The organism is Yeosuana sp., assembly GCF_057126245.1.
The window spans coordinates 19,583-44,223 of the sequence record NZ_DBNGMQ010000019.1; the positions used below are offsets into that span (position 1 = coordinate 19,583).

Below are 24,641 nucleotides of genomic sequence, written 5' to 3' on the forward strand. Positions count from 1 at the left end.
TGTTTAATTTTTAATTATATATATATTATGGGAAATATTCCTGAAATTGTAGGAGCAGGTCTAATTGTAATAGGAGCGGGAATCGGAATCGGAAGAATCGGTGGTTCAGCTATGGAAGCTATTGCACGTCAACCAGAAGCTACTGGAAAAATTCAAACCGCTATGCTTATCGCAGCAGCGTTGATTGAAGGTATTGCCTTTGCAGCTTTATTTGCAAAGTAAATCACACTAAAGAGTAGCTATAACGGTTGGTTATAGCTGCTTTTTTTAAATTAAACAGAAGTTGTTTTAGAAATATAATTTATTATGGAAGAATTATTTGGAGGATTTTCTTTAGGGTTGTTTGTTTGGCAGGCAATACTCTTTATAGCACTTATTTTATTGCTTAAAAAATTTGCTTGGAAACCCATTTTAGATTCAGTTAATGATAGAGAAGAAGGTATTAAAAACGCATTAGATTCTGCTGAAAAAGCAAAATTAGAAATGCAAAACCTTCAAGCAGATAATCAAAAACTGTTAAAAGAAGCAAGAGCAGAGCGTGAATCTATGTTGAAGGATGCACGAGATATGAAAAATAGGATGATTGAAGACGCTAAGGATGAAGCTAAAGAAGCTTCGGCAAAACTTATTGAACAAGCTCAGGCAGCTATCGAATCTGAAAAGAAAGCAGCTATTGCAGAATTAAAATCACAAGTAGCAAGTTTATCAATTGAAATAGCAGAAAAAGTAGTTCGTGAAGAATTATCTAATAAAGACAAGCAAGTAAAATTGGTTGAGTCAATGTTAGGTGACGCAAAATTAAACTAATTATAAATGGCAGGAGCAAGAGCAGCAATTCGTTACGCAAAAGCAATTTTGAGTTTAGCAACAGATCAAAAATCGGCTGATGCTGTTAATAATGATATGAAGTTAATGGCAGAGAGTATTGGGAACAATGCAGAATTAAGTGAGATGCTAACTAATGCTGTTATAAAGTCTGAAACAAAAAAAGAAGTTTTATTAGCAGTATTTCCTAAATTAAATAAGATTAGTTCTGATTTGTTTGATGTATTAATTACAAACAAGAGAGTTGATATTTTAAATGAAATTACGATACAGTATAGTCATTTATACGATGTCTTAAACGGGAAAGAGGTTGCTTATGTAACTACTGCCGTTCCAATGACCAAAGAATTAGAATCTAAAGTACTTGAAAAAGTAAAAAAGCTTACTAACAAAGAAGTAACTGTTGAGAATATTGTTAACGATAGCATATTAGGAGGTTTTATCCTAAGAGTTGGTGATAAACAATACAACGCAAGTATTTCTAATAAGCTAAACAAATTAAAAAGAGAATTTACATTAAATTAAAAATAAGATGGCAGAAGTAAAACCAGCTGAAATATCAGCAATCTTAAAACAACAACTTGCAGGATTTGATGCATCGGCTTCATTAGACGAAGTAGGAACAGTATTAACTGTTGGTGATGGTATTGTTCGTGCGTATGGACTTTCAAATGTTCAATATGGTGAGTTAGTTGAATTTGAAGGCGGTTTAGAAGGAATTGTACTTAACCTTGAAGAAGATAACGTTGGGATTGTATTGTTAGGTGCTTCAATAGGTGTTAAAGAAGGATCTATTGTAAAGCGTACAAAACGTATTGCTTCTATTAATGTTGGAGAAGGTATTGTAGGTCGTGTTGTTGACACTTTAGGAAGCCCTATTGACGGCAAAGGACCTATCTCTGGAAAAACATATGAATTACCTTTAGAGCGTAAAGCTCCTGGTGTTATTTTCCGTGAGCCAGTTACAGAACCATTACAAACAGGTATTAAATCTATCGACGCGATGATTCCTGTAGGTCGTGGACAACGTGAATTAGTAATTGGTGACCGCCAGACTGGTAAAACAGCTGTTTGTATAGATACTATCTTAAATCAAAAAGAATTTTATGATGCAGGTGAGCCTGTATTTTGTATATATGTTGCTATAGGTCAAAAAGCATCAACAGTTGCTTTAATTGCAAAAACGTTAGAAGATAAAGGCGCATTAGCTTATACTACTATCGTTGCTGCAAATGCTTCAGACCCTGCGCCTATGCAAGTGTATGCTCCGTTTGCAGGTGCTGCAATTGGTGAGTACTTTAGAGATACTGGTCGTCCAGCATTGATTATTTATGACGATTTATCGAAACAAGCAGTAGCATATCGTGAGGTATCTTTATTATTACGTCGACCACCAGGACGTGAAGCATATCCTGGAGACGTTTTTTACTTACACTCAAGATTATTAGAGCGTTCTGCAAAAGTGATTAATGATGATGATATTGCTAAAGATATGAACGATCTTCCTGAGTCTTTAAGACCATTAGTAAAAGGGGGCGGTTCATTAACAGCATTACCAATTATTGAAACTCAGGCGGGAGATGTTTCGGCATATATTCCAACAAATGTAATTTCTATTACAGATGGACAAATTTTCTTAGATGGTGATTTATTTAATTCTGGTGTTCGTCCGGCTATTAACGTAGGTATTTCGGTATCCCGTGTTGGTGGAAACGCTCAGATTAAATCGATGAAAAAGGTAGCTGGAACATTAAAATTGGACCAAGCACAATATCGTGAATTAGAGGCCTTTGCCAAGTTTGGATCAGATTTAGATGCGTCTACTTTAAATGTTATTGAGAAAGGAAAACGTAACGTAGAAATTCTAAAACAAGCTCAAAATGATCCTTTTAAAGTTGAAGATCAAATCGCAATTATTTACGCAGGATCTAAAAACTTATTAAGAGATGTGCCTGTTGAAAAAATTAAAGAATTTGAAAGAGATTATTTAGAATTCTTAAGAGCAAAACATGCCGATGTGCTTAGTACATTAAAAGCAGGAAAATTAACTGATGAAGTTACAGACACATTAACAGCTGTAGCAAAAGATTTATCGAGTAAATATAGAGCATAATTAGATTTTAGTGTTGAGTAGTGAGTTAATGAACTTACTACTGAATACTCAATACTAACAACTAAAAAATGGCAAATTTAAAAGAAATACGTAACAGAATAGCATCCGTATCTTCAACGATGCAGATAACCAGTGCCATGAAAATGGTATCGGCTGCAAAATTAAAGAAAGCTCAAGATGCCATTACAGCAATGCGCCCATATGCGGACAAGTTAACAGAGCTTTTACAAAGTTTAAGCGCAACGTTAGATGCTGATTCTGGAAGTAAATATTCAGTTCAACGAGAGGTTAATAATGTGCTTATAGTAGCAATTACTTCTAACAGAGGGTTGTGCGGGGCTTTTAATTCAAACATTATTAAGCAAGTGCAACAATTAGTTGATAATAAATATTCTGGCAAAAAAGTATCTGTTTTTGCAATTGGAAAAAAGGCTAACGATGCGTTTTCAAAAAAGAAAATGATTATAGGTAATGAGAGTCATGTTTTTGATGATTTAACCTTTGAAAATGTTGCTGATATTGCTGAATCATTAATGCAAAAATTCGTAGTTGGAGAGTTCGATAAAATAGATATTGTTTACAATAAATTTAAAAATGCTGCGACTCAGGAAGTGATGACTGAGCAATTTTTACCGATTGTTCCTGTTGATGGAAGTGTTAATAAGAATGCAGATTATATTTTTGAGCCTTCAAAAGTAGAAATTGTTGAGCAATTAATTCCGAAGTCATTAAAAACGCAATTATATAAGGGTATTAGAGATTCATTTGCTAGTGAACATGGAGCTCGAATGACGGCAATGCATAAAGCAACGGATAATGCTACTGAGTTAAGAGATCAATTAAAATTAACGTATAACAAAGCGCGTCAAGCTGCAATTACTAATGAAATTCTAGAAATTGTTGGTGGTGCTGAGGCTCTTAATAATTAGGTATACTTTTCATTAATTTATACATATTAGCCTCACAATTTGTGAGGCTTTTTTTATGGCATTAATTTTGAATCTATACCTTTACTAATAAGAATTCAATATCATGAAAGACATTAAATTTTTTAAATACTGGGTCTATTTAATATTTCTATACTTAGCATTTTTAAACTGTTCATCAGCACAAAAAATACAAAACTCGATACCAATTGAGTTTGGAGACGTTTATTATCAGCACTGGGTAGCAGGTGTTCAAGGTGGGGGTTCGGGTATTAATGTATTTATTAATGTCGTTTCAAATAATAAGAATATTGAGTTAGACAGTATCTATTTTCAAGGTAAAGTTTCTAAGCTAGAAGAGGGTAATAATTCTCTGTTTATTGGACGTTTTAAAACGACTGCTAATCAAAGAGAAGATTTGATTTTGAGCAGTAATCCAAAAGAAGAGTATGGTAATCAAATTCGAAAATCTAAAAAGGATATTCCGTTCGAGCTAAAGGACAATCAATGTGTCATTAGTTATAAAGAAGGTGGCAAGATTAAATATTTTATGATTGAAGATGTTAAAAAAAGGAAGTTACTTGCTTACCCAAGTTCTCCACAAAAGAAGGAATAGTGTATGTTTGGTTTAGAATAGCTAAAAACGTATTTTTAGCCTTATAAATAACCTGCCATTGAGCGTACTTAAAACATTATTTAAACAAACATTCATTTACGGTTTAGCAACGGTTTTGCCTAGAATGCTAAGTTTTATTTTAGTACCTCTTTACACAACTGATGGTGTATTATCTTCAGTTGCCGAATATGGAGAAGTATCGGTTATATTCTCTTATTTCGTGCTTTTTAATGTGGTTTTGGCATATGGTATGGAAACCGCTTTTTTTAGATTTTTTAATAAAGAAGACGATAAAAACCAGGTCACTGGAACTGCTTCCATCTCTTTAGTTGTTTCTTCATTGGGGTTTTTTGTTATTGCTTTAGTTTTTCAAAATCAAGTGGCATGGTTTATTGATATTGATGTTAAGTACATCAATTTAGTAATCTGGATTTTACTTTTAGACGCCTTAGTTATTATTCCTTTTGCATGGTTAAGGGCTACACAACGCCCTATGCGTTATGCCATCATTAAAATTTTAAACGTTGCTATTAACTTAGGACTTAATATATTTTTCTTACTAGCTTTAAAAGATCTCGCTTCTCAAGGTTCAGTTTTTGAAAGTATTTACAAACCAAATTTTGAAATCAGTTACATTTTCATAGCCAATTTAATAGCAAGTGGCGTGACATTATTTTTACTAATTCCTTTTTATGTTAAGGCAAAGTATGTATTTAACAAAACCCTTTGGAAATCTATGATGCGCTATGCCTTACCAGTATTAATTGCAGGTGTGGCGTTTTCAATTAATGAAACATTTGATAGAATTCTTCTTAAAGAATTACTACCATCTAATATAGCAGAAACTGATATTGGGATGTACTCTGCATGTTATAAAATAGCATTGTTTATGACGCTCTTTGCTACGGCTTATAGATTAGGAATAGAGCCCTTCTTTTTTAGTCATGCAAAAAGTGAAAATCCTCAAAAAAACTATGCTAGAATATTAGAATTTTTTGTAGCCTTTGGCTCTATAATACTTCTAAGTGTAGTTGTGTTTGCCGATGTATTAAAACCATATATAGTAAGAAGTGAAGACTATTGGGAAGCTATGTGGGTTGTGCCAATAATACTATTAGCAAATTTCTGCTTAGGTATTTACCATAATCTTTCTGTCTGGTACAAAATTACCGATAAGACAAAGTTTGGGGCTTATATATCTATAGTTGGGGCCGTAATCACATTGGTTATAAATATTTTATTTATAAAAGAGTTTAGTTATAAGGCATCAGCTATAGCTACGTTGGTGGCTTATGGCGTTATGATGCTATTATCTTTTTATTTTGGAAGAAAGTATTATCCAATTCCGTATAATCTAAAAAAAATAGGACTGTATTTAATACTTTCCGTAGGATTTTCGATGCTTTCATTTTATAAATTTAGAGAACAATATACCATTGGAATTTCAATGTTAATTGTATTTTTGACCATTATTTTTATTTCAGAAAAAAACGAATTAAAGCAATTATTAAAACTAAAATAAGATTAATCACTAAATAATTTCTCCCCTAAGGGGAGATTAAGAGGGAAGCATGAAAATTAAAATAATCAATAAATCCAGTCACGATTTACCACATTACGAAACTATCGCATCTGCTGGTATGGATTTGCGAGCAAATTTATCCGAGTCAAGAACCTTAAAACCTTTAGAACGCAGTATTGTAGGCACAGGCTTATTTATAGAACTACCTATTGGTTATGAAGCGCAAGTGCGTCCACGAAGTGGTTTAGCTGCTAAAAAAGGAATTACAGTATTAAACGCTCCAGGAACTGTTGATGCGGATTATAGAGGAGAAATAGGGGTGATTTTGGTGAATTTATCTAATGAAGATTTTATAATTCAAAATGGAGAACGTATTGCACAACTTGTGATTGCCAAACACGAAAGAGCTGAATGGAGTGAAGTGAATGAACTATCAGTAACCTCAAGAGGGGAAGGTGGTTTTGGAAGTACAGGAACTAAGTAAATGACGAATTACGATTTTAGAATATATTGCTAAAAACATTCGTGAATCCATAGCAAAACAAATAAATAACCCATCAAATAAACGAATCAATTAGAATATGAAAATAATAGTACCAATGGCGGGTCGAGGTTCCCGATTAAGACCTCACAGTTTAACAGTGCCAAAACCATTAATTCCTGTTGCAGGACAACCCATTGTTCACAGACTTGTTAAAGATATTGTTAAAGTATTAAATCAGCCAATTGATGAGATTGCTTTTGTTTTAGGAGATCCTGCTTGGTTTGGAGATGATGTCGTGTCAAGTTTAAAAGCATTAGCCAATAGCTTAGGAGCTAAAGCATCTATTTACCGTCAAGATCAACCACTAGGAACAGGACATGCTATTATGTGTGCTAAAGAATCCCTTTCTGGACCAGCGGTTATTGCTTATGCCGATACACTAATTAGAGCTAATTTCACTTTAGACCCAGAAGCTGATGCCGTTATTTGGGTAAAACAAGTAGATAAACCAGAGGCTTTTGGTGTTGTAAAATTAAACGCAAACAATGAAATTGTCGAATTAGTCGAAAAACCAGAAAATTTTGTTAGTGATTTGGCCGTTATCGGTATATACTACTTTAAAGATGTTAGCGTTTTAAAGCAAGAATTACAACATGTTTTAGATAATAATATTGTAAATGGTGGTGAATACCAAATTAATGACGGTATAAAAGGTATGATGACAAAAGGGAAGGTCTTTAAAACGGGTCAGGTAGATGAATGGATGGATTGTGGAAATAAAGCCGTAACGATTGAGACCAATACCAGAATGCTTGGGTTTTTACAAGCAGATGGAGAAGAAGAAATGATTTCCTCGTCGATTAAAAATGATAACTCTAAAATTATTGAACCTTGTTTTATTGGAGAAAGCGTTGTGTTAAATAATGCAACTGTTGGTCCAAATGTTTCTATTGGAGATAACTGTGTTATAGAAAATGCACGTATTAAAAATAGTCTAATACAAACTAATACAACGATTAAAAATGCTAATTTAGAAGAAGCCATGATAGGTAACCATGTATCTTATGACGGAAACTTCAAAAAGGTGAGTATTGGAGATTATTCAGTTTTGGAATAATTATTGTCAAAATAAACAAATGTTACTTTGAGCACAGTCGAAAGATTCCTTAATAAATGAAACGAAACATCTATATACTATTTTTTTTCTTCGGAATACTATTATGTCCGCAAAATCAGTATGCACAAGTTGATTTCAATAAAAAGCCCAATGACGACTTAGGAGATTTAGAAGATAAATTTCAAGAATCTTTCTTCGAAGCGCTAAAGCAAAAAGGCATTGAAAATTTTGATCGATCTATAGAAGCACTTTTAAAATGTATAGAATTAGATGATTCACAAGCTGTTTTATATTATGAATTAGGAAAAAACTATATCCATCTTAAAAATTTTGGAGCCGCTGAAGACGCTTTAAAAGAAGCCGTAAATAAGCAACCCGATAACGAATGGTATTTAGATGCTCTTTATGGTCTTTATGTTCAACAAAAGGACTTAAATAAAGCTATAAAGACTTTAAAGGAACTTGTAAGCTACCATCCAGATTATAAAGAGGATTTAGTAGGCCTTTATATGACGACAAAAAAGTTTAACGATGCCTTAAAATTGTTAGATGAATTAGATGAAGAATTGGGAATCTCATATACAAGAGATTATATGCGGAATCAAATTTATGAAGCAACCGGAAGAAAAAAGGATCAAATAAAAAACTTAGAAAAACGAGTTGATGATAACCCAGATAAAGAAGCTAATTATTTAGCACTTATTTATAGGTATAGTGAGAATAATGAAAACGATAAAGCATTTGAAACAGCAAAAGAATTACTAAAAACTAATCCAAACTCTCAGTTAGTCCATTTAGCTCTCTACAAGTTTTATTTAGAAGATAATAATGCAGACAAGGCCATAGAATCTATGAAGATTGTAATTAACAGTCCTCAAATTAAACCAGAAGCAAAACTTAAAGTGCTTTCAGATTTTGTTGGTTTTGTTAGTAAAAACCCACAATATGAATCAGCACTTATAGAGGCAACCGCATTAGCAGGAGACACTAGAAATGCACAATCACTTATTGAAATTGCACAATATTATTTATCACAGGGAAACAAGGAAAAAGCGCTTCAATATTATGAAAATGCCTTGTTAATTGAAGCTGACAATTTTAGTGTTTTGCGGAACGTTTTATTGTTGCAAATCGATTTAATGCAATACGATTTGGCTGCTGAAAAAAGCAAAAAAGCTCTTGATAATTATCCTTCACAACCAATTATCTACTTAATAAATGGCGTGGCCTTAAATAAGCTAAAAATGGCAAAGGAAGCGGCTAATGTTTTAGAATTAGGATTAGATTATATTATTAATGATAACAAAATGGAAGCCGATTTTTATAACCAGTTAAGTATTTCATATGCCCTATTAAACAATGAAACTAAAGCAAAAACGTTTAGTGACAAAGCAAAACAATTAAAAATCTCAAATTAGACTTATTATATGCCCTTTAAAAGACATTCCCTAGTACTTATTTTATTAGTTGCTTTTTGTTTTGTTATTAGTTGTAAAACATCAAAAACCTTAGGTTCTGGAGAAGTAAATTTAGGATTGTCATCTAAGCAACTTATAAAGCAAAACACAAAAAAGCAAGCTTCTTTTAAAACACTTTCTGCACGCGTGAAACTTGAGATCTTTCAAGGCAATAAAACAGAGAAATATACGGTCAATCTGCGCATGGAAAAAGATAAGAAAATCTTATTATTGTCCACACCAATATCTGTAGTTAAAGCTTTGATTACCCCAGAAAAAGTAAGTTTTTATAATAAATTAGACAATTCGTATTTTGAAGGCGATTTTAAGTATTTGAGTGATTTATTAGGAACGACTTTAGATTTTACCAAACTTCAAAATTTATTATTAGGAGACCCTTTATTTGGATTGAAAAATGAGTCATTTATAGTATCTGTTAATGAAAAAGAATATATCCTTCAGCCTAAGAAACAGAATCCTCTTTTTGAATTATTTTATTTAATAAGTCCGTCACATTTTAAAATAACCTCACAACAATTGTCTCAACCAAAAGAGCAAAGGCATCTTCAAATTGATTACAAATCATTTCAAGAAGTTAATAAGCAAATTTTACCAGAAAATATAAAAATAATGGCAGTAGAAACTGCTGAAGAATTCATTTTAGAGATGGAATTTAAAGCAGTATCTTTGAATGAAGATTTGCGTTTTCCGTATAAAATCCCTTCAGGTTTTAAAGAGATTGAGCTTTAATGGTTAGAAAAAAAAATATAGTTAAATTTATTTTATGTGTTTCACTATTTTTTGGTGTGAATAGCTTTTCTCAAAATAAAAAACAACAAGAGCTAGAGCAGCGTAGGCAAGAATTGAGGCAGGAAATAAAAAAAATAAATCAGTTACAGCTTGAGAACAAATCAAAGGAAAAATCACAATTATCTTTAATAGAAAATTATAATTATAAAATTAGTGTGCTTAATAATTTAATCACTGTTACTAATCAGCAAGCTAATTTTTTAACCAGAGAGATTAATACCAATCAAAGGAAAATATCCAAGCTAAGAGAAGAGTTAAAGGCTTTAAAAGAGGATTATGCTGCGATGATTGTAAAATCATATAAAAGTAAAAACCAGCAAAGTAGAATTATGTTTTTATTGTCTTCTAATAATTTCAAGCAAGCCTATAAGCGTTTGCAATACATGAAACAATACTCTAACCACCAAAAGCAGCAAGGTCAGGAAATTAAAGCTAAAAGTGAGGAACTTCAATCGATTAACACGAGTTTATTGAAGCAAAAAGAGAATAAACAACGGTTAATTTCTGAAAACAGGGAGGTTCAAAAATCTTTGGAGTCAGAACGAAAACAACATCAAGTTTTAATGGCTTCTATTAAGAAGAATATCAATATATATTCGGCTCAAATAAGAACAAAACAACGGGAAGCTGATAGAATTGATAGGGAGCTAGAAAGAATTATAAGGGAAGTGATTGCAAAGTCGAATAAAAAAGCAGGAAAATCTGAAACATCTTCTGGATTTTCTTTAACGGCTGAAGAGAAAGTATTAGCGTCAAATTTTGTATCTAACAAAGGGAAACTCCCTTGGCCAGTAGAAAAAGGATTTGTGACCTTACGTTACGGAAAACAGCCATCGCCTATTGATAAATCATTAATTATAAGAAGCAATGGCGTACGCATTGCTACTGAAAAAGGCGCAAAAGTACGTGCTGTATTTAGTGGAGAAGTGAGTAGAGTTGTGGTTCTAAAAAACTTAAACCCTATCGTTATGATTCGTCATGGTAACTATATAACCGCTTATAAAAACCTTTCAAAGGTTTATGTACAAGAAGGTGATAAAATAGTCACTAAGCAAGAAATAGGTGAAGTCTTTACAAATCCATCTAACGGTGATTCTATTTTAAATTTTGTTATTTATGATCAAAAAGTAAATACCTTAGATCCAGCCTCATGGATTTATAAAATGTAAATTATTTAGCTGTTTAATGCGTGCTTAAATTTTAACAAATACATATCCTCTTTTGAGTTTTTTTAAAGTGCTTTCCATTCCAGAAATAGTATTTATTTCCTCTAACTTTTACTATAGAATAATGTTTTGGAGGTGTTTTAATAATAGTGACTGAATTAGGTTTAGCAACTACTAATGTAGAACAAGAAGTGACAGATAAAACACAAAAAACGGATAATAATAACGTTCTCATAGCTTTTGAAATTTGGGTTTAGCTATAAGACTTGAAGAAGGTAAAAAAGCTTAATTAGGCAAAAAGCGCTTTTAATTCTGTTGCTTCGTCTGGAGTAATTTTTCCCGCCAGTAATAAGCTGAGTTGTTTTCTTCTTAAAGCCGCAACATAACGCTGTTTTTCAAGTTTTGTTTCAGGAATAACTTCAGGAACAGAAACAGGTTTTCCAGTTTCATCAACGGCCACAAATGTATAAATAGCTTCGTTGGCTTTGGTTCTGGCACCAGATTCTCTGTCTTCAATCCAAACATCAATAAATATTTCCATAGACGTTTTAAACGCCCTAGACACTTTTGCTTCAACAGAGACAACACTTCCTAACGGAACGGCTCTAGAGAACGCTACATGATTAACAGAAGCTGTTACAACAATGCGTCTTGAGTGTCTTCTCGCAGAGATACTTGCTGCTCTATCCATTCGAGCCAATAGTTCACCTCCAAATAAATTATTTAGAGGGTTGGTTTCTCCCGGAAGAACCAAATCTGTCATAATGGTTTTTGAATGTTCAGGTGTTTTTGCTTCCATCAACTAGTTTTTTCGATAGAGCAAAGGTAAAACGATTTTAGCGTTTTAGGAGAATAATTTTAGAGATAATTAATCTAGCTTTTTAACAAGTAACCAAGCATCTTTATTACTTATTTTTCTAATTTGTCGAAGGGCAATAAGTGCTTCCTCTCCAGTTTCATGGCTACTGTATACAACTTCATGTAAGCCATATTTATTAACACCAATTTTTCTGGGGTTATAGCCTTCTGCTTTTAACTGTGTAATTTTTTTATCACAGTTTTCTTCTATTCTAAAAGCCCCAGCAACAATATGGTAATTACCAGTTTTTTTAATGACATTGAAAGTAACAGCAGGAAGCGGATTTTCAATTACAAAAGTTGCTTCTTGAATTTTATTATCGAGCTGTTGAAACGCTTCTTCTTGAGCTAATTGATTATGAGTTTCAATTTGATTTACATAATAGTTTGAAGCAACATAACCGCCTAATGTTAAGGCGATTAAAGCAACTGCGGCATATCTAAAATAAGGAATAGATTTTCGTTTTTCTGCCGTAAATGCAATTGGGACTTCTTTTTCAATAGCTTCTGCGGTTTCTTTATAAACGTCTCTTGCTACAGACGGCGATACCAATTGAGATAAACCAAAGGCATCAGTTAAATAATTAAGGTGGTAAGTTGGTTCAAACAGTATTTTACCTTCGTCATTAAAAACAATATCTCCAATATTGGTGAACGTAAGCGTTTCTCCTTGCATTAAAAGAGATTTTAAAATTTTAACTCGTTTTTGAATTTTTTTATTGGCAACCTCAAAAGGAATTTTTTCAACATCGGCAATGTAATGCGCTAATAGACCATCATTTTTTTGAATTTGTTCATTAAATGAAATGCTTTTTTTAGGAGGATAAAACGCATTGGTAGATTCGTTAATTGTTGCAGAAACTCGCTGTGTTAAAAATGCTCCAAATTCAGGAACAGTCACACATTCGTATCTGTATAGTAAATCACTAATGTAGGTCTCTAGTTGCATGGAAACAAAGTTAAAAAATTATGCTTTTAGATAACATTTTAAGAAAACTATTTATTAACATCGTAAAATTTACTTACTTGTATGCTTTAATTCAAAGTTTTATAATGACAGAAAAAGACCTACTTTATATTTTAGCCTTGCAACATGTATCAAATGTAGGTGATATCACAGCTAAAAAGCTCATATCTCATTGCGGTTCCTCAGAGGCTGTTTTTAAAGAAAAAAAGCGAAATCTGTTGAAAATTGAAGGCATTGGCACCATGATAATCAGTGATTTGTTTGAATCGATGCATCATAAAGCTGCCGAAGAAGAACTTAAATTTATCAAGAAAAATAATATTACCTGTTTATATTTTGAAGATAATATGTACCCTGATAAATTAAAACATTGCATTGATGGACCTGTGCTATTATTTCAATCTGGAAACATTAATTTGAAAAAGCAACACGTTATTAGTATTGTAGGAACACGAAAAATAACAACACAAGGCATTGCTTTTTGTGAAAATTTAGTTGAACAGCTTACTCCTTATAATCCTATTATTGTTTCTGGATTTGCTTACGGAACGGATATTACAGCGCATAAAGCAGCTTTAAAACACAACCTACAAACCATAGGATGTTTAGCGCATGGGTTAAATCAAATATACCCTAAAGTTCATAAAAAATATATAGCTGAAGTAGAACAACATGGTGGATTTTTTACAGATTTTTGGAGTAGTGATACGTTTGATAAAAACAATTTTTTAAAAAGAAATCGAGTTATAGCGGGCTTAAGTGAGGCCACCATTGTTATTGAATCTGCTGAAAAAGGGGGGAGCTTGGTAACGGCTGATATTGCGAATTCATATAACCGAGATGTATTTGCTATTCCAGGCAGAATAACAGATTCACAAAGTATAGGATGTAATAATTTGATAAAATATCAAAAAGCACATTTACTCTCCAACCCTTTAGATGTACCATATATTTTAAATTGGCAATTAGAAGATAAAGTAAAACCAAGCGTTCAAAAACAATTATTTGTAGAGCTCAATGATCAAGAAAAAGTGATTTATAAATTTCTAAAAGAAAACAATAAACAACAAATAGATACGATTGCGATAGGTTGTAATATGCCCATTTTTAAAATTGCTGGGATGCTTCTTAATATGGAACTTAAAGGTGTAATTAGACCATTACCTGGTAAACTATTTGAGCTTATTTAACTTTTTATAAGCAACAAAAAAGTTATTCATAATAGCAATAGTCATTATAACTCCAATTATTCCTTTTATCAAATAGGGACTGAGATAGAATCATAAATACTTGTGAAAGGGCCAATAAAACCGTTAACCAAATAAGTTTCCCATGTTAATACCCAGCTTTTTCTCGTACTCTTTTTAGGACACTATTAGCTACGAGTTTGGCTTTTTCAGCTCCTAGAGCGAGTGCTTTATCAATCTCACTAAGGTTATTTATGTAATAGTTATATCGATCGCGTTGCGTAGCATACTTTTCAACGATTAATTCAAAAAGGGCTTGTTTAGCGTGACCGTAACCATAATTACCATTCTCGTAATTTGTTTTCATAACTTCAATCTGGTCAGCATTAGCCAATAAACAGTATATCGCAAAACAATTACACGTTTTCCAGTCTTTAGGGTCTTCAAGAGGTGTGCTGTCTGTTTTAATAGACATAATTTGTTTGCGTAGTTTTTTATCATCTAAAAATATATTGATAATGTTTCCTCTACTTTTACTCATTTTTTCACCATCGGTTCCAGGAATAAGCATTGTGTTTTTTTGAACTTTTCCTTCAGGAAGAACAAACGTTTCGCCAACTTTAGCATGAAAACGAGCCGCTACATCACGTGTCATTTCAATATGTTGTAATTGATCTTTTCCAACCGGAACAACGTTGGCATCATACAATAAAATATCTGCAGCCATAAGCATTGGATACGTAAATAAACCAGCATTGACATCCTCAAGTCTATCGGCTTTATCTTTGAAACTATGTGCTAAGGTTAAACGCTGATATGGAAAGAAGCAACTTAAATACCATGATAATTCGGTTACTTGCGGCACATCGCTTTGTCTGTAAAACACCGTTTTTTCTATATCTAAACCAAAAGCTAGCCAAGTGGCAGCCGTAGAATAGGTGTTATATCTTAATTCTTCGGCGTCTTTTATTTGAGTAAGTGTATGAAGATTTGCAATAAAAAGGAATGAATCATTTTTAGGATTATTAGCCATTTCTATCGCAGGAATTATAGCTCCTAAAATATTCCCTAAATGAGGTGTTCCTGTACTTTGTATACCAGTGAGTATTCTTGCCATGATGTTTTGTATAATGCGCAAATTTAAAGATAAGTTATGCAATAAAAAAAGTGGCTTGAGCCACTTTTATAAAAAACATAAAAAATATTATTTTTTAAATAAACCTGCTATAAATAATATTAGTGACGCACCAATGGCACCTGTTAAAATATCGCCTATAATACCATCCATAAGTGAAATGCTTAATTCACCAAAAAGCCAGTTCCCTACGACACCTCCAACAATACCAATCACAATATTTAGTAGTAGACCAAAACCACCACCTTTCATCAATTTACCTGCCAACCACCCTGCAATAGCACCGATTAATAACGAATAAAGTAAACCCATAATTATTATTATTTAAATTACTATGTTTAAAGATAATCAATTTATAATGGTATTTTTGATAGGCATGAAGATATTTAAATATATATTGTGGATTTTTTACCGAGTTTGGTTTTATATACTTGTTATAATTCCAATTATAATTCTTTTTCCAGTTTTACTTGTTTCCATTTCTAAAGAATCCTGGTACCCTTTCTTTTTTAAGATAGCACGTTTTTGGGCACAATTTATTTTAATGGGAATGGGATTTAGGGTTAAAGTTGAGGCGTATCAAATTCCGGAAAAGGATAAAAGCTACATGTTAATTGCCAACCATACATCTATGATTGATATTATGCTGATGCTTAGCGTTATTAAAAACCCCTTTGTCTTTGTTGGAAAAAAGGAGTTAGCTAGAATTCCATTGTTTGGCTTTTTTTATAAACGAACCTGTATTTTGGTAGATAGAAGCTCGCCTAAAAGCAGACAGGCCGTTTTTATGAGAGCGCAACGGAGATTACAATCTGGGCTAAGCATTTGTATTTTTCCTGAAGGAGGCGTTCCTGAAGAGCATATTATTTTAGATACATTTAAAGACGGAGCTTTTAGATTGGCTATAAACCATAAAACACCTGTTGTACCCATAACTTTTTTAGATAATAAAGAGCGATTTTCTTATACCTTTTTTAGTGGCGGACCGGGTAAGATGCGTGTAAAAATACATCAATTTTTATACACAGATACCTTAACTATTCATGACACGAAAATGCTAAATAATAAATCCAAAAATATTATTTTAAAAGAATTGCAGGTGTAAAAAGAAAAAACTGCTCTTGGGAGAGAGCAGTTTTTTTTGATACACTTTTTGTATGAAACAAAAAGATATATCGAGGCTAACTAAAACCTAGAACTTAAAACCAATACCGGTATAAACACCTATAAAATAAGGCTTAAAATCACCGGATGTATTATTAAATGTATTGATTTGATATTTAAAAAGAGGTTCTAAATTCAAATCTAATTTTTTAGTTAATTTATAATTTAACCCTAAACCAAAATTAGCACTATAGCTCACTTTATTTAAGTTTGTAGCTTCACCAATACGCGTTTGTCTTCCTTCAAATTCTGAAAACAATTCATTATTATTTAATATAAATGAACTGAAACCTCCAATAACGTTAAAGCCAAATTTTTTATTGATGATAGCATATTCAATTTCTAATGGAATTTCAATATAACCAAAAGATTGATTGATAGATGTTTCAGACGTTCTAACTAAGGCGCTGTTAACATCTAAACTCTCTCCACTTATTACAGAAATATCGGCTGTAGTGTTATTGCCAGTATTAACATTCTTTAAAGAATTTAAACTAGATCTTGCACCAACAGTTTCAAAAACAACAACATTATTAGTATTGTATCCTAAATTTACCTTATTAATACCAGAGCGAATGCTTAATTTTTTATTAATAGAATAACTCGCACTAACGCCATAACTAATCGTTACTTCTCCGTTTTTAGAATTATCAATAAACTGTGCATCTAAAGAAGAGCCTTTTCCAAGACTATTAAAATAGACTGGAGCTGCATTGGTAGCAATTGTCCATCTGGTTAGATAATTTTCTTCATCGTCTTTAACGGTTTTGGCAATAGCATCTTCTATTGAATTTTCTTTATTTGAAGTGTTTAATATCGGATTATCTTCTTTCGAATTTTCATTTGCTAATACTGGTGCGTTATTTTTCGCTGAACCATTAATAAGCTCCGGAACGATTAATTTAGGAGACGATGTATCATTCTTTTGAATAAGATTATTATTTTTTTCTTCTGGATTAGAAACAATAGAAGCCTCTGTTTTTAATGTAGTGTTTGAAAGTTCTGAAATTTTATTTGAAGATGAATAAGCTTGTTGATTACTTTCATTTACATTTTTAGAAATTGCCGTTTCATTAGTTGAAGTCTCATCTGACGGGTTTGTGTCGTTGCTTACTACTTCAGAATTTTTAGGTAACACCTTATTAGAGATTTCATTTTCTGCATTAATATCTTTGGCTATAGACGTTTCATTTAAAACATTATTATTGGCATCATTAGACAAATTATTTAGTGGAGCTTCGGAATCAACAATTTTATTTGTTTGAATGGTATCTGTATTATTAAAATACAAGTTACCAATCGTTAATAGAATCGCTAATAATGCAGCAACCCCTGCATAGCGCCACCATATGGGAACAATGCGTCGTTTCTTTTTATTTGGATTGAGTTTAGCTTCTATATTTTGCCAAACAGCATCACTTGGAGTGGCTTCAAAATCCTTGAAACCTTCTTGAAATAACCTATCTATATGTTTTTTCTCTTTCATGATAACGATTGTAAACGCCTTCTTGTTTGATAGTCTTCAATAGTTTTTTTTAATATCTGTCTGGCTCGTGCTAGATTAGATTTTGAAGTGCCTATATTTATATTTAGCATATTTGCTATGTCATTATGAGAATACCCATCAAGAACATAAAGATTGAAAACCAATCGATATCTATCTGGTAATTCTTGAATAATTTTTAAAAGATAATCAATAGAAAGAGATTCATCTTCTAATTCTATTTCATGGTCTTCAGCAATATCTTCATTTATAATTTCAAAAACTTTTTCCCGCCTGTATCGTTGCAAAACAGTATTAACAGCAATTCGTTTTAACCAACCTTCAAAAGACCCTTTGTGATTAAATTGTTCAATTTTGTTAAAAATGGTTAAGAACGAATCTTGTAAATTATCTTCCGCCTCGGTATAGTTTCTTGAATACTTCAAGCACACTGAAAATAGTTTACTCGAAAAGAGTTTATATAATTCACTTTGTGCTTGAGTATCATTATTCTTACATTTTTCTATGAGTTGCTTTAAACCCAATACTTTAAACCGAATTAATTAATACTTAGTTTAGTTTTCTACGGGCACTTCAATAATTAAATATTGATCTTCGTCATTCTCATCCACGCCTTGCCAAAATTTAAATATATAGCTACCGTTGCTTATTACTATAAAATTAAAGGTTGCTTCTACTAATTCATCTTCAAGATCAGTACAATTATCGTTTTGAGCAACATAATTAATAACCGCTACTGTACGCTCATTATTGTTCTTTACATAGTAAAACTCTTTGAAAGAATAACATGTTGAAGGTCTTAAATAACTCACTGTTATTGGGTAGGTTTCCCCTAATGTAAACGTTTCGGGGATATCAACACTTTCAATCGGTAATACCTCTAAATCAAAATTATAATTTACATCATTATCATTAATGCTGCAAGAAGTAAATAAAATTAGTGTTAAACTAAGAAAAATTAATCGTTTCATTTTAATAACGCTTTTCTTTTAAGATGCTAAGACCGTTAAATGGTTGCGTATTAAAACAAAAAATCCCGATGTATCGGGATTTTAAATTATTTTGAAGCCTTTAAGATGGCTTTAATTTTATTTTCAAGTTCATCCTGAAGTTCTGGATTATCTTTTATGAGCGCCTTAACAGCGTCTCTTCCTTGTCCTAGCTTGGTGTCGTCATAACTAAACCAAGAACCACTTTTCTTAACAATTTCGTATTCTACAGCAATATCTAAAATTTCACCAACTTTCGAAATTCCTTCACCATACATGATGTCAAACTCAGCTGTTTTAAAAGGAGGCGCTACTTTGTTTTTAACAACTTTTACCTTCGTTTTATTTCCCATTACATTACCATCCGTTTCCTTAATTTGAGTAGAGCGTCTAATATCTAATCGCACTGAAGCATAAAATTTTAAGGCATTACCACCAGTTGTAGTTTCAGGATTACCAAACATAACCCCAATTTTTTCACGTAGTTGGTTAATAAAGATAACAGTACAATTTGTTTTGCTAATAGATCCTGTTAATTTTCTTAAGGCTTGAGACATTAAGCGCGCGTGTAACCCCATTTTAGAATCACCCATTTCGCCTTCAATCTCACTTTTTGGTGTTAAGGCTGCTACTGAGTCAATAACAACAATATCAATTGCACCTGAGCGAATTAAATTATCCGTAATCTCAAGGGCTTGTTCGCCATTATCAGGTTGCGAAATAATCAAATTGTCGATATCAATACCTAATTTCTCAGCGTAAAATCTATCAAAAGCATGTTCTGCGTCAATAAATGCAGCTATTCCACCTGCTTTTTGGGCTTCTGCAATTGCGTGTAATGTTAATGTTGTTTTTCCTGAAGATTCTGGGCCGTATATTTCAATCACACGTCCGCGAGGATAACCACCAACTCCTAAAGCAATATCTAATCCTAAAGAACCTGATGAAATAGCATCAACATCAACAACTGCTTGATCACTCATTTTCATCACAGTTCCTTTTCCGTATGCTTTATCTAGTTTGTCTAATGTAAGTTTTAGTGCTTTTAATTTAGCTTCTTTTTCGTTACTCATCTATAATTTTTATTTCTAAAGTTATGCATGCTAAAATAATACTTCTTTTGTCACAATACAATTTTATAACGCAACCTTTTTATACATTTTGCATCTTATAGATAAAGCGGGAAATTTTTTGCTATGAAAGGAACCAATTTTAAAACAACTTATTACAGTATAGGGTTTTGTTTAGCATAATTTTCAACATTAAAACCCCATCTTGACTAATTCAAATAATGAAAAGGCACTTTGCAAAACGTAAAGTGCTTTTTTTATGGGAGATAGTTGAGATTTTTTAAAAAAATGTACCTTTGCTGCTTAAATATTTCTTTAATCTTAAAACATTAGTATAGCATGCAACTGTACAATACATTAAGTGCAAAAGAAAGAGCACAATTAATCGATGAAGCTGGGCAGAATCGATTAACACTTTCTTTTTATAAATATGCCAAAATTGGCAATCCACAGGTTTTTAGGGATCACTTGTTTATCACTTGGAACGCTTTAGACGTTCTAGGTAGAATTTACATAGCTCATGAAGGAATTAATGGGCAATTATCACTTCCGGCAGACAGGTTTAATGAATTTAAAAAACACTTTGATTGCATTAGTTTTTTAAAAGGAATTCGATTGAATATTGCTGTTGAACAAGACAATAAATCATTTTTAAAACTAAAAGTTAAAGTTCGTGATAAGATAGTAGCAGACGGTTTAAATGATGATACGTTTGATGTTACCAACAAAGGGATTCATCTAGCAGCAGAGCAATTCAATGAGCTTATTGAAGACGAAAAAACGGTTCTTGTTGATATGCGAAATCATTACGAAAGTGAAATAGGCCATTTTAAAAATGCGGTGACACCAGATGTCGATACGTTTAGAGATTCGCTAGATATTATTGAGGCCGATTTAAAAGATTATAAGGAAGATAAAAATTTAGTGATGTATTGTACTGGAGGCATTCGTTGCGAAAAAGCTAGTGCTTATTTTAAACACAAAGGTTTTAAAAATGTCTATCAACTTGAAGGTGGAATTATTGAATATACCAGACAAGTAAAAGATAAAAACTTAGAAAATAAATTTTTAGGACAGAATTTTGTGTTCGATGACCGAAGAGCAGAACGCATTAGTGATGATGTAATCGCACAATGCCATCAATGCGGCGAGCCTTTTGACGTGCATACCAATTGTGCGAACGATGCCTGTCATTTGTTATTCATTCAATGTGACACGTGTAAAGAAGACATGAATAATTGCTGTTCAACCACATGTAAAGAGATTCATGACTTACCGTATGAAGAACAAAAAGCACTAAGAAAAGGGCAAGGTAATAGCAACGATATTTTCAAAAAAGGACGCGCAGACCATTTACCCTATAAAAAGGATTTAAGAAATATTTTTGAAACCTTTAAGGGTAACGAACAACACAAGTTAGACCATGGAGAAGATTGAATTAATGGCTCCGGCAGGAAATTTTGAATCCTTACAAGCCGCTTTAGACAATGGTGCAGATTCCGTTTATTTTGGTGTGGAACAACTTAATATGCGAGCGCGGGCGTCTATAAATTTTACGTTAGATGATTTATCCGAAATCGCAAAACGTTGCCAAGACAAAGGTGTTAGAACCTATTTAACCTTGAATACAATTATTTACGATCATGATTTATCGATTGTAAAAACCTTAATCAAAAAAGCCAAAGAATCAAATATTACGGCAGTGATTGCCATGGATCAAGCTGTAATCATGACCGCGAGAGAGGAAGGAATGGAAGTGCATATTTCCACCCAAATTAATATCACCAATATCGAAACGGTTAAGTTTTATGCCATGTTTGCAGATACGATGGTTTTGAGTAGAGAACTTAGTTTAAGACAGATTAAAAAAATCACTGGAGACATCGCGAAAGAGCAAATAAAGGGGCCATCAGGAAAACTTGTAGAAATTGAAATTTTTGGTCATGGCGCATTGTGTATGGCGGTTTCCGGTAAGTGTTATATGAGTTTGCATTCGTATAATTCTTCAGCAAACAGAGGTGCTTGTAAGCAAAATTGTAGAAAGAAATACACGGTTATTGAACAAGAAACTGGTTTTGAAATGGAGATTGATAATGAATACATTATGTCGCCCAAAGATTTATGTGCCATCGATATTTTGGACCAAGTAGCTGATGCAGGCATTAAAGTATTAAAGATTGAAGGCCGCGGAAGGGCACCAGAATATGTTGCGAAAGTGATTGCTTGTTACAGAGCAGCCATAGACAGTTTAGAAAATAAAACGTACGAAAAGGAAAAGGTAATTTCATGGATGCAAGAGCTTGAAAAAGTGTATAACCGTGGTTTTTGGAACGGCTATTATTTAGGTCAGAAATTAGGAGAATGGAGCGAAGGTTCTGGATCACACGCTACCCAAAAGAAAGTTTACATTGGTAAAGGTGTTCATTACTTTCCAAAGCCTCAAGTTGGCGAGTTTCAAATTGAAGCGTACGATGTTTCGGTTGGCGATACCATTTTAATTACAGGACCAACTACCGGCGCTCAAGAAATTGAAATTAAAGAGATGATGGTAAACGATAAAAATGCTTCAAAAGGTTCTAAAGGCGATTCCATAACGATTCCGTTAGGTTTTAGAATTAGGCCATCTGATAAGTTGTATAAAATTGTAGAAAACAAAGTGGAAGCTTAATGGTTATTATCACACTACAGCGCAATAAATGTATTGGGTGTAACTATTGTGTTGAGTTAGCACCAAACCAATTTCAAATGTCTAAAAAAGACGGCAAATCGGTGTTGTTAAAATCTGTTGACAAGAAAGGGTTCTTTACTTTAAAATCTAACGAACTCGTCATTTTAGAAGATTGCAAAAACGCCTCAAAGGCCTGTCCTGTAAAAATTATTAGTGTAAAAATGGTTTGAAATCTAGAAACAATCAAACGTATTATTCGCATAAAAAATTATCTATTTTAAAGTAAGTATAATAATCTTATCTTTACCTTTTAAAATAATTATAAACCTTCATTCGAACTATTTTATAGTAACGAATTCAACATATAAATTTTATGGCATGTAACAGTTGTACAACTGAAAATGGCAATCAACCTAAGGGATGTAAAAATAATGGAACTTGCGGTACAGATAGCTGTAATAAACTAACAGTATTTGATTGGCTTGCGAATATGTCGCTTCCAAGTGGAGAAAAACCGTTTGATTGGGTTGAGGTTCGCTTTAAAAACGGAAGAAAGCACTATTATAAAAATACAGAAAACTTAACACTAAGTATTGGCGATATTGTAGCGACTCAAGCACAAGCTGGTCATGATGTGGGCATGGTGACTTTAACGGGTGAATTAGTGCGCGTTCAAATGAAGCGTAAACATATTGATCAGGAAGGCGACGAAATTTTAAAAATCTACAGAAAGGCGAGCCAAAAAGATATAGATATCTGGTCTGCAGCAAGGGATAAAGAAGAACCCATGAAGGTTAAAGCACGTCAGTTTGCAATCGATTTAAAATTGCACATGAAAATTTCTGATATAGAATTTCAAGGTGATGCCAGTAAAGCAACCTTTTATTATACGGCAGAAGAACGTGTTGATTTTAGAGAACTTATTAAAGTTTTCGCTAGAGAATTTAGAACGCGAATAGAAATGAAACAGGTTGGGTTTCGTCAAGAAGCTTCCAGACTTGGTGGTATTGGTTCATGTGGAAGAGAATTGTGTTGTTCAACCTGGTTAACAGATTTTCGTTCTGTAAGTACGTCAGCAGCGCGTTATCAGCAATTATCACTAAATCCTCAAAAATTGGCAGGACAATGTGGTAAGTTAAAATGTTGTTTAAACTATGAGTTAGATACGTATTTAGATGCCTTAAAAGATTTCCCCAAAACAGATATAAAACTTCGAACAGAAAAGGGAACTGCTGTTTGTCAAAAAACAGACATTTTTAAAGGGCATATGTGGTATGCTTATGAAGGCGAATGGATGAATTGGCATAAAATAACTACCGCTCAAGCAAACGAAATCATAAGTCTTAACAAAAAAAATGAAAAAGTTTCAAGCCTTGAAGAATATGCGTCTGAATTGATTAATGATACTAAAAACGAATTTGAAAACGTTGTTGGTCAAGATAGTTTAACACGTTTTGATAGTCCAAAATCAAATAATAAACGTAAAAAGAGAAGAAACAATAAAAACAGAAGAAAACCTCAAAATGCTAAAAATAATGCGAAATAGTGTATTGTTATTGGTTTTAGGATGTGTCTTTCTTTTTGCTTCATGTGATTCGAAACGGGTTTACGACGAATATAAATCTGTTTCAAACGGATGGAATAAAGATTCAATAATTACGTTTACATTACATCCGCCAGATTCAATAAAACCATATAATTTGTTTGTGAATTTAAGAAACAGCAATACATATAGGTACAGTAATATTTATTTAATTGTAGAGATGGTTTTCCCTCACGGAAAAACGATAAAAGACACCTTAGAATACAGAATGGCAGACCCAAGCGGAAAGTTATTAGGAACAGGTATTATGGATGTAAAAGAAAATAAACTTTGGTATAAAGAGGAAGTTGTTTTCAATGAAGTTGGCGATTACAAGGTGAATATTCAACATGCTATGAGAGAGAATGGTAAAGTAAATGGCATTGTATCTCTTGAAGGTATCACTGATGTTGGTTTTAGAATAGAAGACACAGAACAAAAATAAAATAGTAATTATCGTATCGAGTTATTTCCCAATTTG

At 32.6% G+C, this 24,641-nt stretch carries 28 protein-coding genes; 19 read left to right on the forward strand and 9 right to left on the reverse strand.

Annotated features, from left to right (window positions below; all coding sequences use genetic code 11):
* Positions 1–27 precede the first annotated feature (27 nt).
* The 12 genes from atpE (at position 28) to AC15TD_RS01825 (ending at position 11,039) form a co-directional block, all read left to right on the forward strand.
* The gene (gene atpE, locus AC15TD_RS01770; protein WP_166960070.1) at positions 28–222 is read left to right on the forward strand and encodes an ATP synthase F0 subunit C; all 195 of its coding nucleotides are present in this window, start codon (positions 28–30) and stop codon (positions 220–222) included.
* An 84-nt stretch (positions 223–306) separates the two neighbouring features.
* On the forward strand, positions 307–807 hold the full coding sequence (locus tag AC15TD_RS01775) for a F0F1 ATP synthase subunit B (protein WP_484450421.1): 501 nt from the start codon (positions 307–309) through the stop codon (positions 805–807).
* Between the two features lie 6 nt (positions 808–813).
* A complete protein-coding gene (gene atpH / locus AC15TD_RS01780) occupies positions 814–1,350 on the forward strand; it encodes an ATP synthase F1 subunit delta (protein WP_484450422.1) in 537 nt (178 codons plus the stop codon).
* A 7-nt stretch (positions 1,351–1,357) separates the two neighbouring features.
* On the forward strand, positions 1,358–2,938 hold the full coding sequence (atpA, locus tag AC15TD_RS01785) for a F0F1 ATP synthase subunit alpha (RefSeq protein WP_484450423.1): 1,581 nt from the start codon (positions 1,358–1,360) through the stop codon (positions 2,936–2,938).
* A gap of 68 nt (positions 2,939–3,006) precedes the next feature.
* Entirely contained in the window at positions 3,007–3,867 is an 861-nt protein-coding gene (atpG, locus tag AC15TD_RS01790) for an ATP synthase F1 subunit gamma (RefSeq protein WP_484450424.1), read from the forward strand.
* Between the two features lie 103 nt (positions 3,868–3,970).
* A complete protein-coding gene (locus tag AC15TD_RS01795) occupies positions 3,971–4,480 on the forward strand; it encodes a hypothetical protein (protein ID WP_484450425.1) in 510 nt (169 codons plus the stop codon).
* A 58-nt stretch (positions 4,481–4,538) separates the two neighbouring features.
* Positions 4,539–6,002 carry an oligosaccharide flippase family protein gene (locus AC15TD_RS01800; RefSeq protein ID WP_484450426.1) on the forward strand — a complete coding sequence of 488 codons (1,464 nt, stop codon included), beginning with the start codon at positions 4,539–4,541 and terminating at the stop codon, positions 6,000–6,002.
* Between the two features lie 49 nt (positions 6,003–6,051).
* Positions 6,052–6,486, forward strand: coding sequence for a dUTP diphosphatase (gene dut / locus AC15TD_RS01805; RefSeq protein WP_484450427.1), 435 nt, complete (start codon positions 6,052–6,054; stop codon positions 6,484–6,486).
* Between the two features lie 97 nt (positions 6,487–6,583).
* Positions 6,584–7,603 (forward strand): sugar phosphate nucleotidyltransferase, encoded by a 1,020-nt coding sequence (locus AC15TD_RS01810; protein ID WP_484450428.1) that lies wholly within the window; start codon positions 6,584–6,586, stop codon positions 7,601–7,603.
* 56 nt (positions 7,604–7,659) lie between these two features.
* Positions 7,660–9,021, forward strand: coding sequence for a tetratricopeptide repeat protein (locus AC15TD_RS01815; protein ID WP_484450429.1), 1,362 nt, complete (start codon positions 7,660–7,662; stop codon positions 9,019–9,021).
* Positions 9,022–9,030: 9 nt separating this feature from the next.
* Entirely contained in the window at positions 9,031–9,810 is a 780-nt protein-coding gene (gene lolB1 / locus AC15TD_RS01820; RefSeq protein ID WP_484450430.1) for a lipoprotein insertase outer membrane protein LolB1, read from the forward strand.
* Positions 9,810–11,039, forward strand: coding sequence for a murein hydrolase activator EnvC family protein (locus AC15TD_RS01825; protein WP_484450431.1), 1,230 nt, complete (start codon positions 9,810–9,812; stop codon positions 11,037–11,039). Before lolB1 ends, AC15TD_RS01825 begins: the two co-directional genes overlap by 1 nt.
* Before the next feature lie 31 nt (positions 11,040–11,070).
* On the opposite strand, the gene AC15TD_RS01830 is transcribed toward AC15TD_RS01825, so the two are convergent.
* From AC15TD_RS01830 to AC15TD_RS01840, 3 genes are all read right to left on the reverse strand, one after another.
* A complete protein-coding gene (locus AC15TD_RS01830; protein WP_484450432.1) occupies positions 11,071–11,271 on the reverse strand; it encodes a DUF6515 family protein in 201 nt (66 codons plus the stop codon).
* A gap of 54 nt (positions 11,272–11,325) precedes the next feature.
* The gene (locus AC15TD_RS01835; protein ID WP_484450433.1) at positions 11,326–11,835 is read right to left on the reverse strand and encodes an acyl-CoA thioesterase; all 510 of its coding nucleotides are present in this window, start codon (positions 11,833–11,835) and stop codon (positions 11,326–11,328) included.
* A gap of 69 nt (positions 11,836–11,904) precedes the next feature.
* The gene (locus AC15TD_RS01840; RefSeq protein WP_484450434.1) at positions 11,905–12,843 is read right to left on the reverse strand and encodes an HU domain-containing protein; all 939 of its coding nucleotides are present in this window, start codon (positions 12,841–12,843) and stop codon (positions 11,905–11,907) included.
* A gap of 104 nt (positions 12,844–12,947) precedes the next feature.
* Here AC15TD_RS01840 and dprA point away from each other — a divergent pair, with 104 nt between their 5' ends.
* Positions 12,948–14,051 carry a DNA-processing protein DprA gene (gene dprA / locus AC15TD_RS01845; RefSeq protein ID WP_484450435.1) on the forward strand — a complete coding sequence of 368 codons (1,104 nt, stop codon included), beginning with the start codon at positions 12,948–12,950 and terminating at the stop codon, positions 14,049–14,051.
* Between the two features lie 145 nt (positions 14,052–14,196).
* Here dprA and trpS read toward each other — a convergent pair whose 3' ends face one another.
* Positions 14,197–15,165 (reverse strand): tryptophan--tRNA ligase, encoded by a 969-nt coding sequence (gene trpS, locus AC15TD_RS01850; protein ID WP_484450436.1) that lies wholly within the window; start codon positions 15,163–15,165, stop codon positions 14,197–14,199.
* Between the two features lie 87 nt (positions 15,166–15,252).
* The gene (locus tag AC15TD_RS01855) at positions 15,253–15,495 is read right to left on the reverse strand and encodes a GlsB/YeaQ/YmgE family stress response membrane protein (RefSeq protein WP_484450437.1); all 243 of its coding nucleotides are present in this window, start codon (positions 15,493–15,495) and stop codon (positions 15,253–15,255) included.
* Positions 15,496–15,559: 64 nt separating this feature from the next.
* On the opposite strand from AC15TD_RS01855, the gene AC15TD_RS01860 reads away from it, so the two are divergent.
* Positions 15,560–16,288, forward strand: coding sequence for a lysophospholipid acyltransferase family protein (locus tag AC15TD_RS01860; protein ID WP_484450438.1), 729 nt, complete (start codon positions 15,560–15,562; stop codon positions 16,286–16,288).
* An 87-nt stretch (positions 16,289–16,375) separates the two neighbouring features.
* Here AC15TD_RS01860 and AC15TD_RS01865 read toward each other — a convergent pair whose 3' ends face one another.
* The 4 genes from AC15TD_RS01865 to recA all read right to left on the reverse strand — a co-directional run bounded on the left by AC15TD_RS01865 (position 16,376) and on the right by recA (position 19,913).
* Complete coding sequence (locus AC15TD_RS01865; RefSeq protein WP_484450439.1) at positions 16,376–17,833, reverse strand: outer membrane beta-barrel protein; 1,458 nt, start codon at positions 17,831–17,833, stop codon at positions 16,376–16,378.
* Positions 17,830–18,375 carry an RNA polymerase sigma factor gene (locus AC15TD_RS01870; protein WP_484450440.1) on the reverse strand — a complete coding sequence of 182 codons (546 nt, stop codon included), beginning with the start codon at positions 18,373–18,375 and terminating at the stop codon, positions 17,830–17,832. Before AC15TD_RS01870 ends, AC15TD_RS01865 begins: the two co-directional genes overlap by 4 nt.
* A 30-nt stretch (positions 18,376–18,405) precedes the next feature.
* Positions 18,406–18,822: a hypothetical protein gene (locus AC15TD_RS01875; protein ID WP_484450441.1), complete on the reverse strand. Its 417-nt coding sequence runs from the start codon at positions 18,820–18,822 to the stop codon at positions 18,406–18,408.
* A gap of 86 nt (positions 18,823–18,908) precedes the next feature.
* Positions 18,909–19,913 carry a recombinase RecA gene (gene recA / locus AC15TD_RS01880; protein ID WP_484450442.1) on the reverse strand — a complete coding sequence of 335 codons (1,005 nt, stop codon included), beginning with the start codon at positions 19,911–19,913 and terminating at the stop codon, positions 18,909–18,911.
* 336 nt (positions 19,914–20,249) lie between these two features.
* Between recA and trhO the strand changes: the two genes are divergently transcribed.
* The 5 genes from trhO to AC15TD_RS01905 all read left to right on the forward strand — a co-directional run bounded on the left by trhO (position 20,250) and on the right by AC15TD_RS01905 (position 24,605).
* Positions 20,250–21,347, forward strand: coding sequence for an oxygen-dependent tRNA uridine(34) hydroxylase TrhO (gene trhO, locus AC15TD_RS01885; protein WP_484450443.1), 1,098 nt, complete (start codon positions 20,250–20,252; stop codon positions 21,345–21,347).
* The gene (locus AC15TD_RS01890; RefSeq protein WP_484450444.1) at positions 21,334–22,578 is read left to right on the forward strand and encodes a peptidase U32 family protein; all 1,245 of its coding nucleotides are present in this window, start codon (positions 21,334–21,336) and stop codon (positions 22,576–22,578) included. The genes trhO and AC15TD_RS01890 overlap by 14 nt, the downstream gene beginning before the upstream one ends.
* A complete protein-coding gene (locus AC15TD_RS01895) occupies positions 22,578–22,808 on the forward strand; it encodes a ferredoxin (RefSeq protein ID WP_484450445.1) in 231 nt (76 codons plus the stop codon). Before AC15TD_RS01890 ends, AC15TD_RS01895 begins: the two co-directional genes overlap by 1 nt.
* Positions 22,809–22,951: 143 nt before the next feature.
* Positions 22,952–24,124 carry a PSP1 domain-containing protein gene (locus AC15TD_RS01900; RefSeq protein ID WP_484450446.1) on the forward strand — a complete coding sequence of 391 codons (1,173 nt, stop codon included), beginning with the start codon at positions 22,952–22,954 and terminating at the stop codon, positions 24,122–24,124.
* Positions 24,114–24,605, forward strand: a complete 492-nt coding sequence (locus AC15TD_RS01905) for a gliding motility lipoprotein GldH (RefSeq protein WP_484450447.1) — start codon at positions 24,114–24,116, stop codon at positions 24,603–24,605. Before AC15TD_RS01900 ends, AC15TD_RS01905 begins: the two co-directional genes overlap by 11 nt.
* The last annotated feature ends 36 nt before the right edge of the window (positions 24,606–24,641 follow it).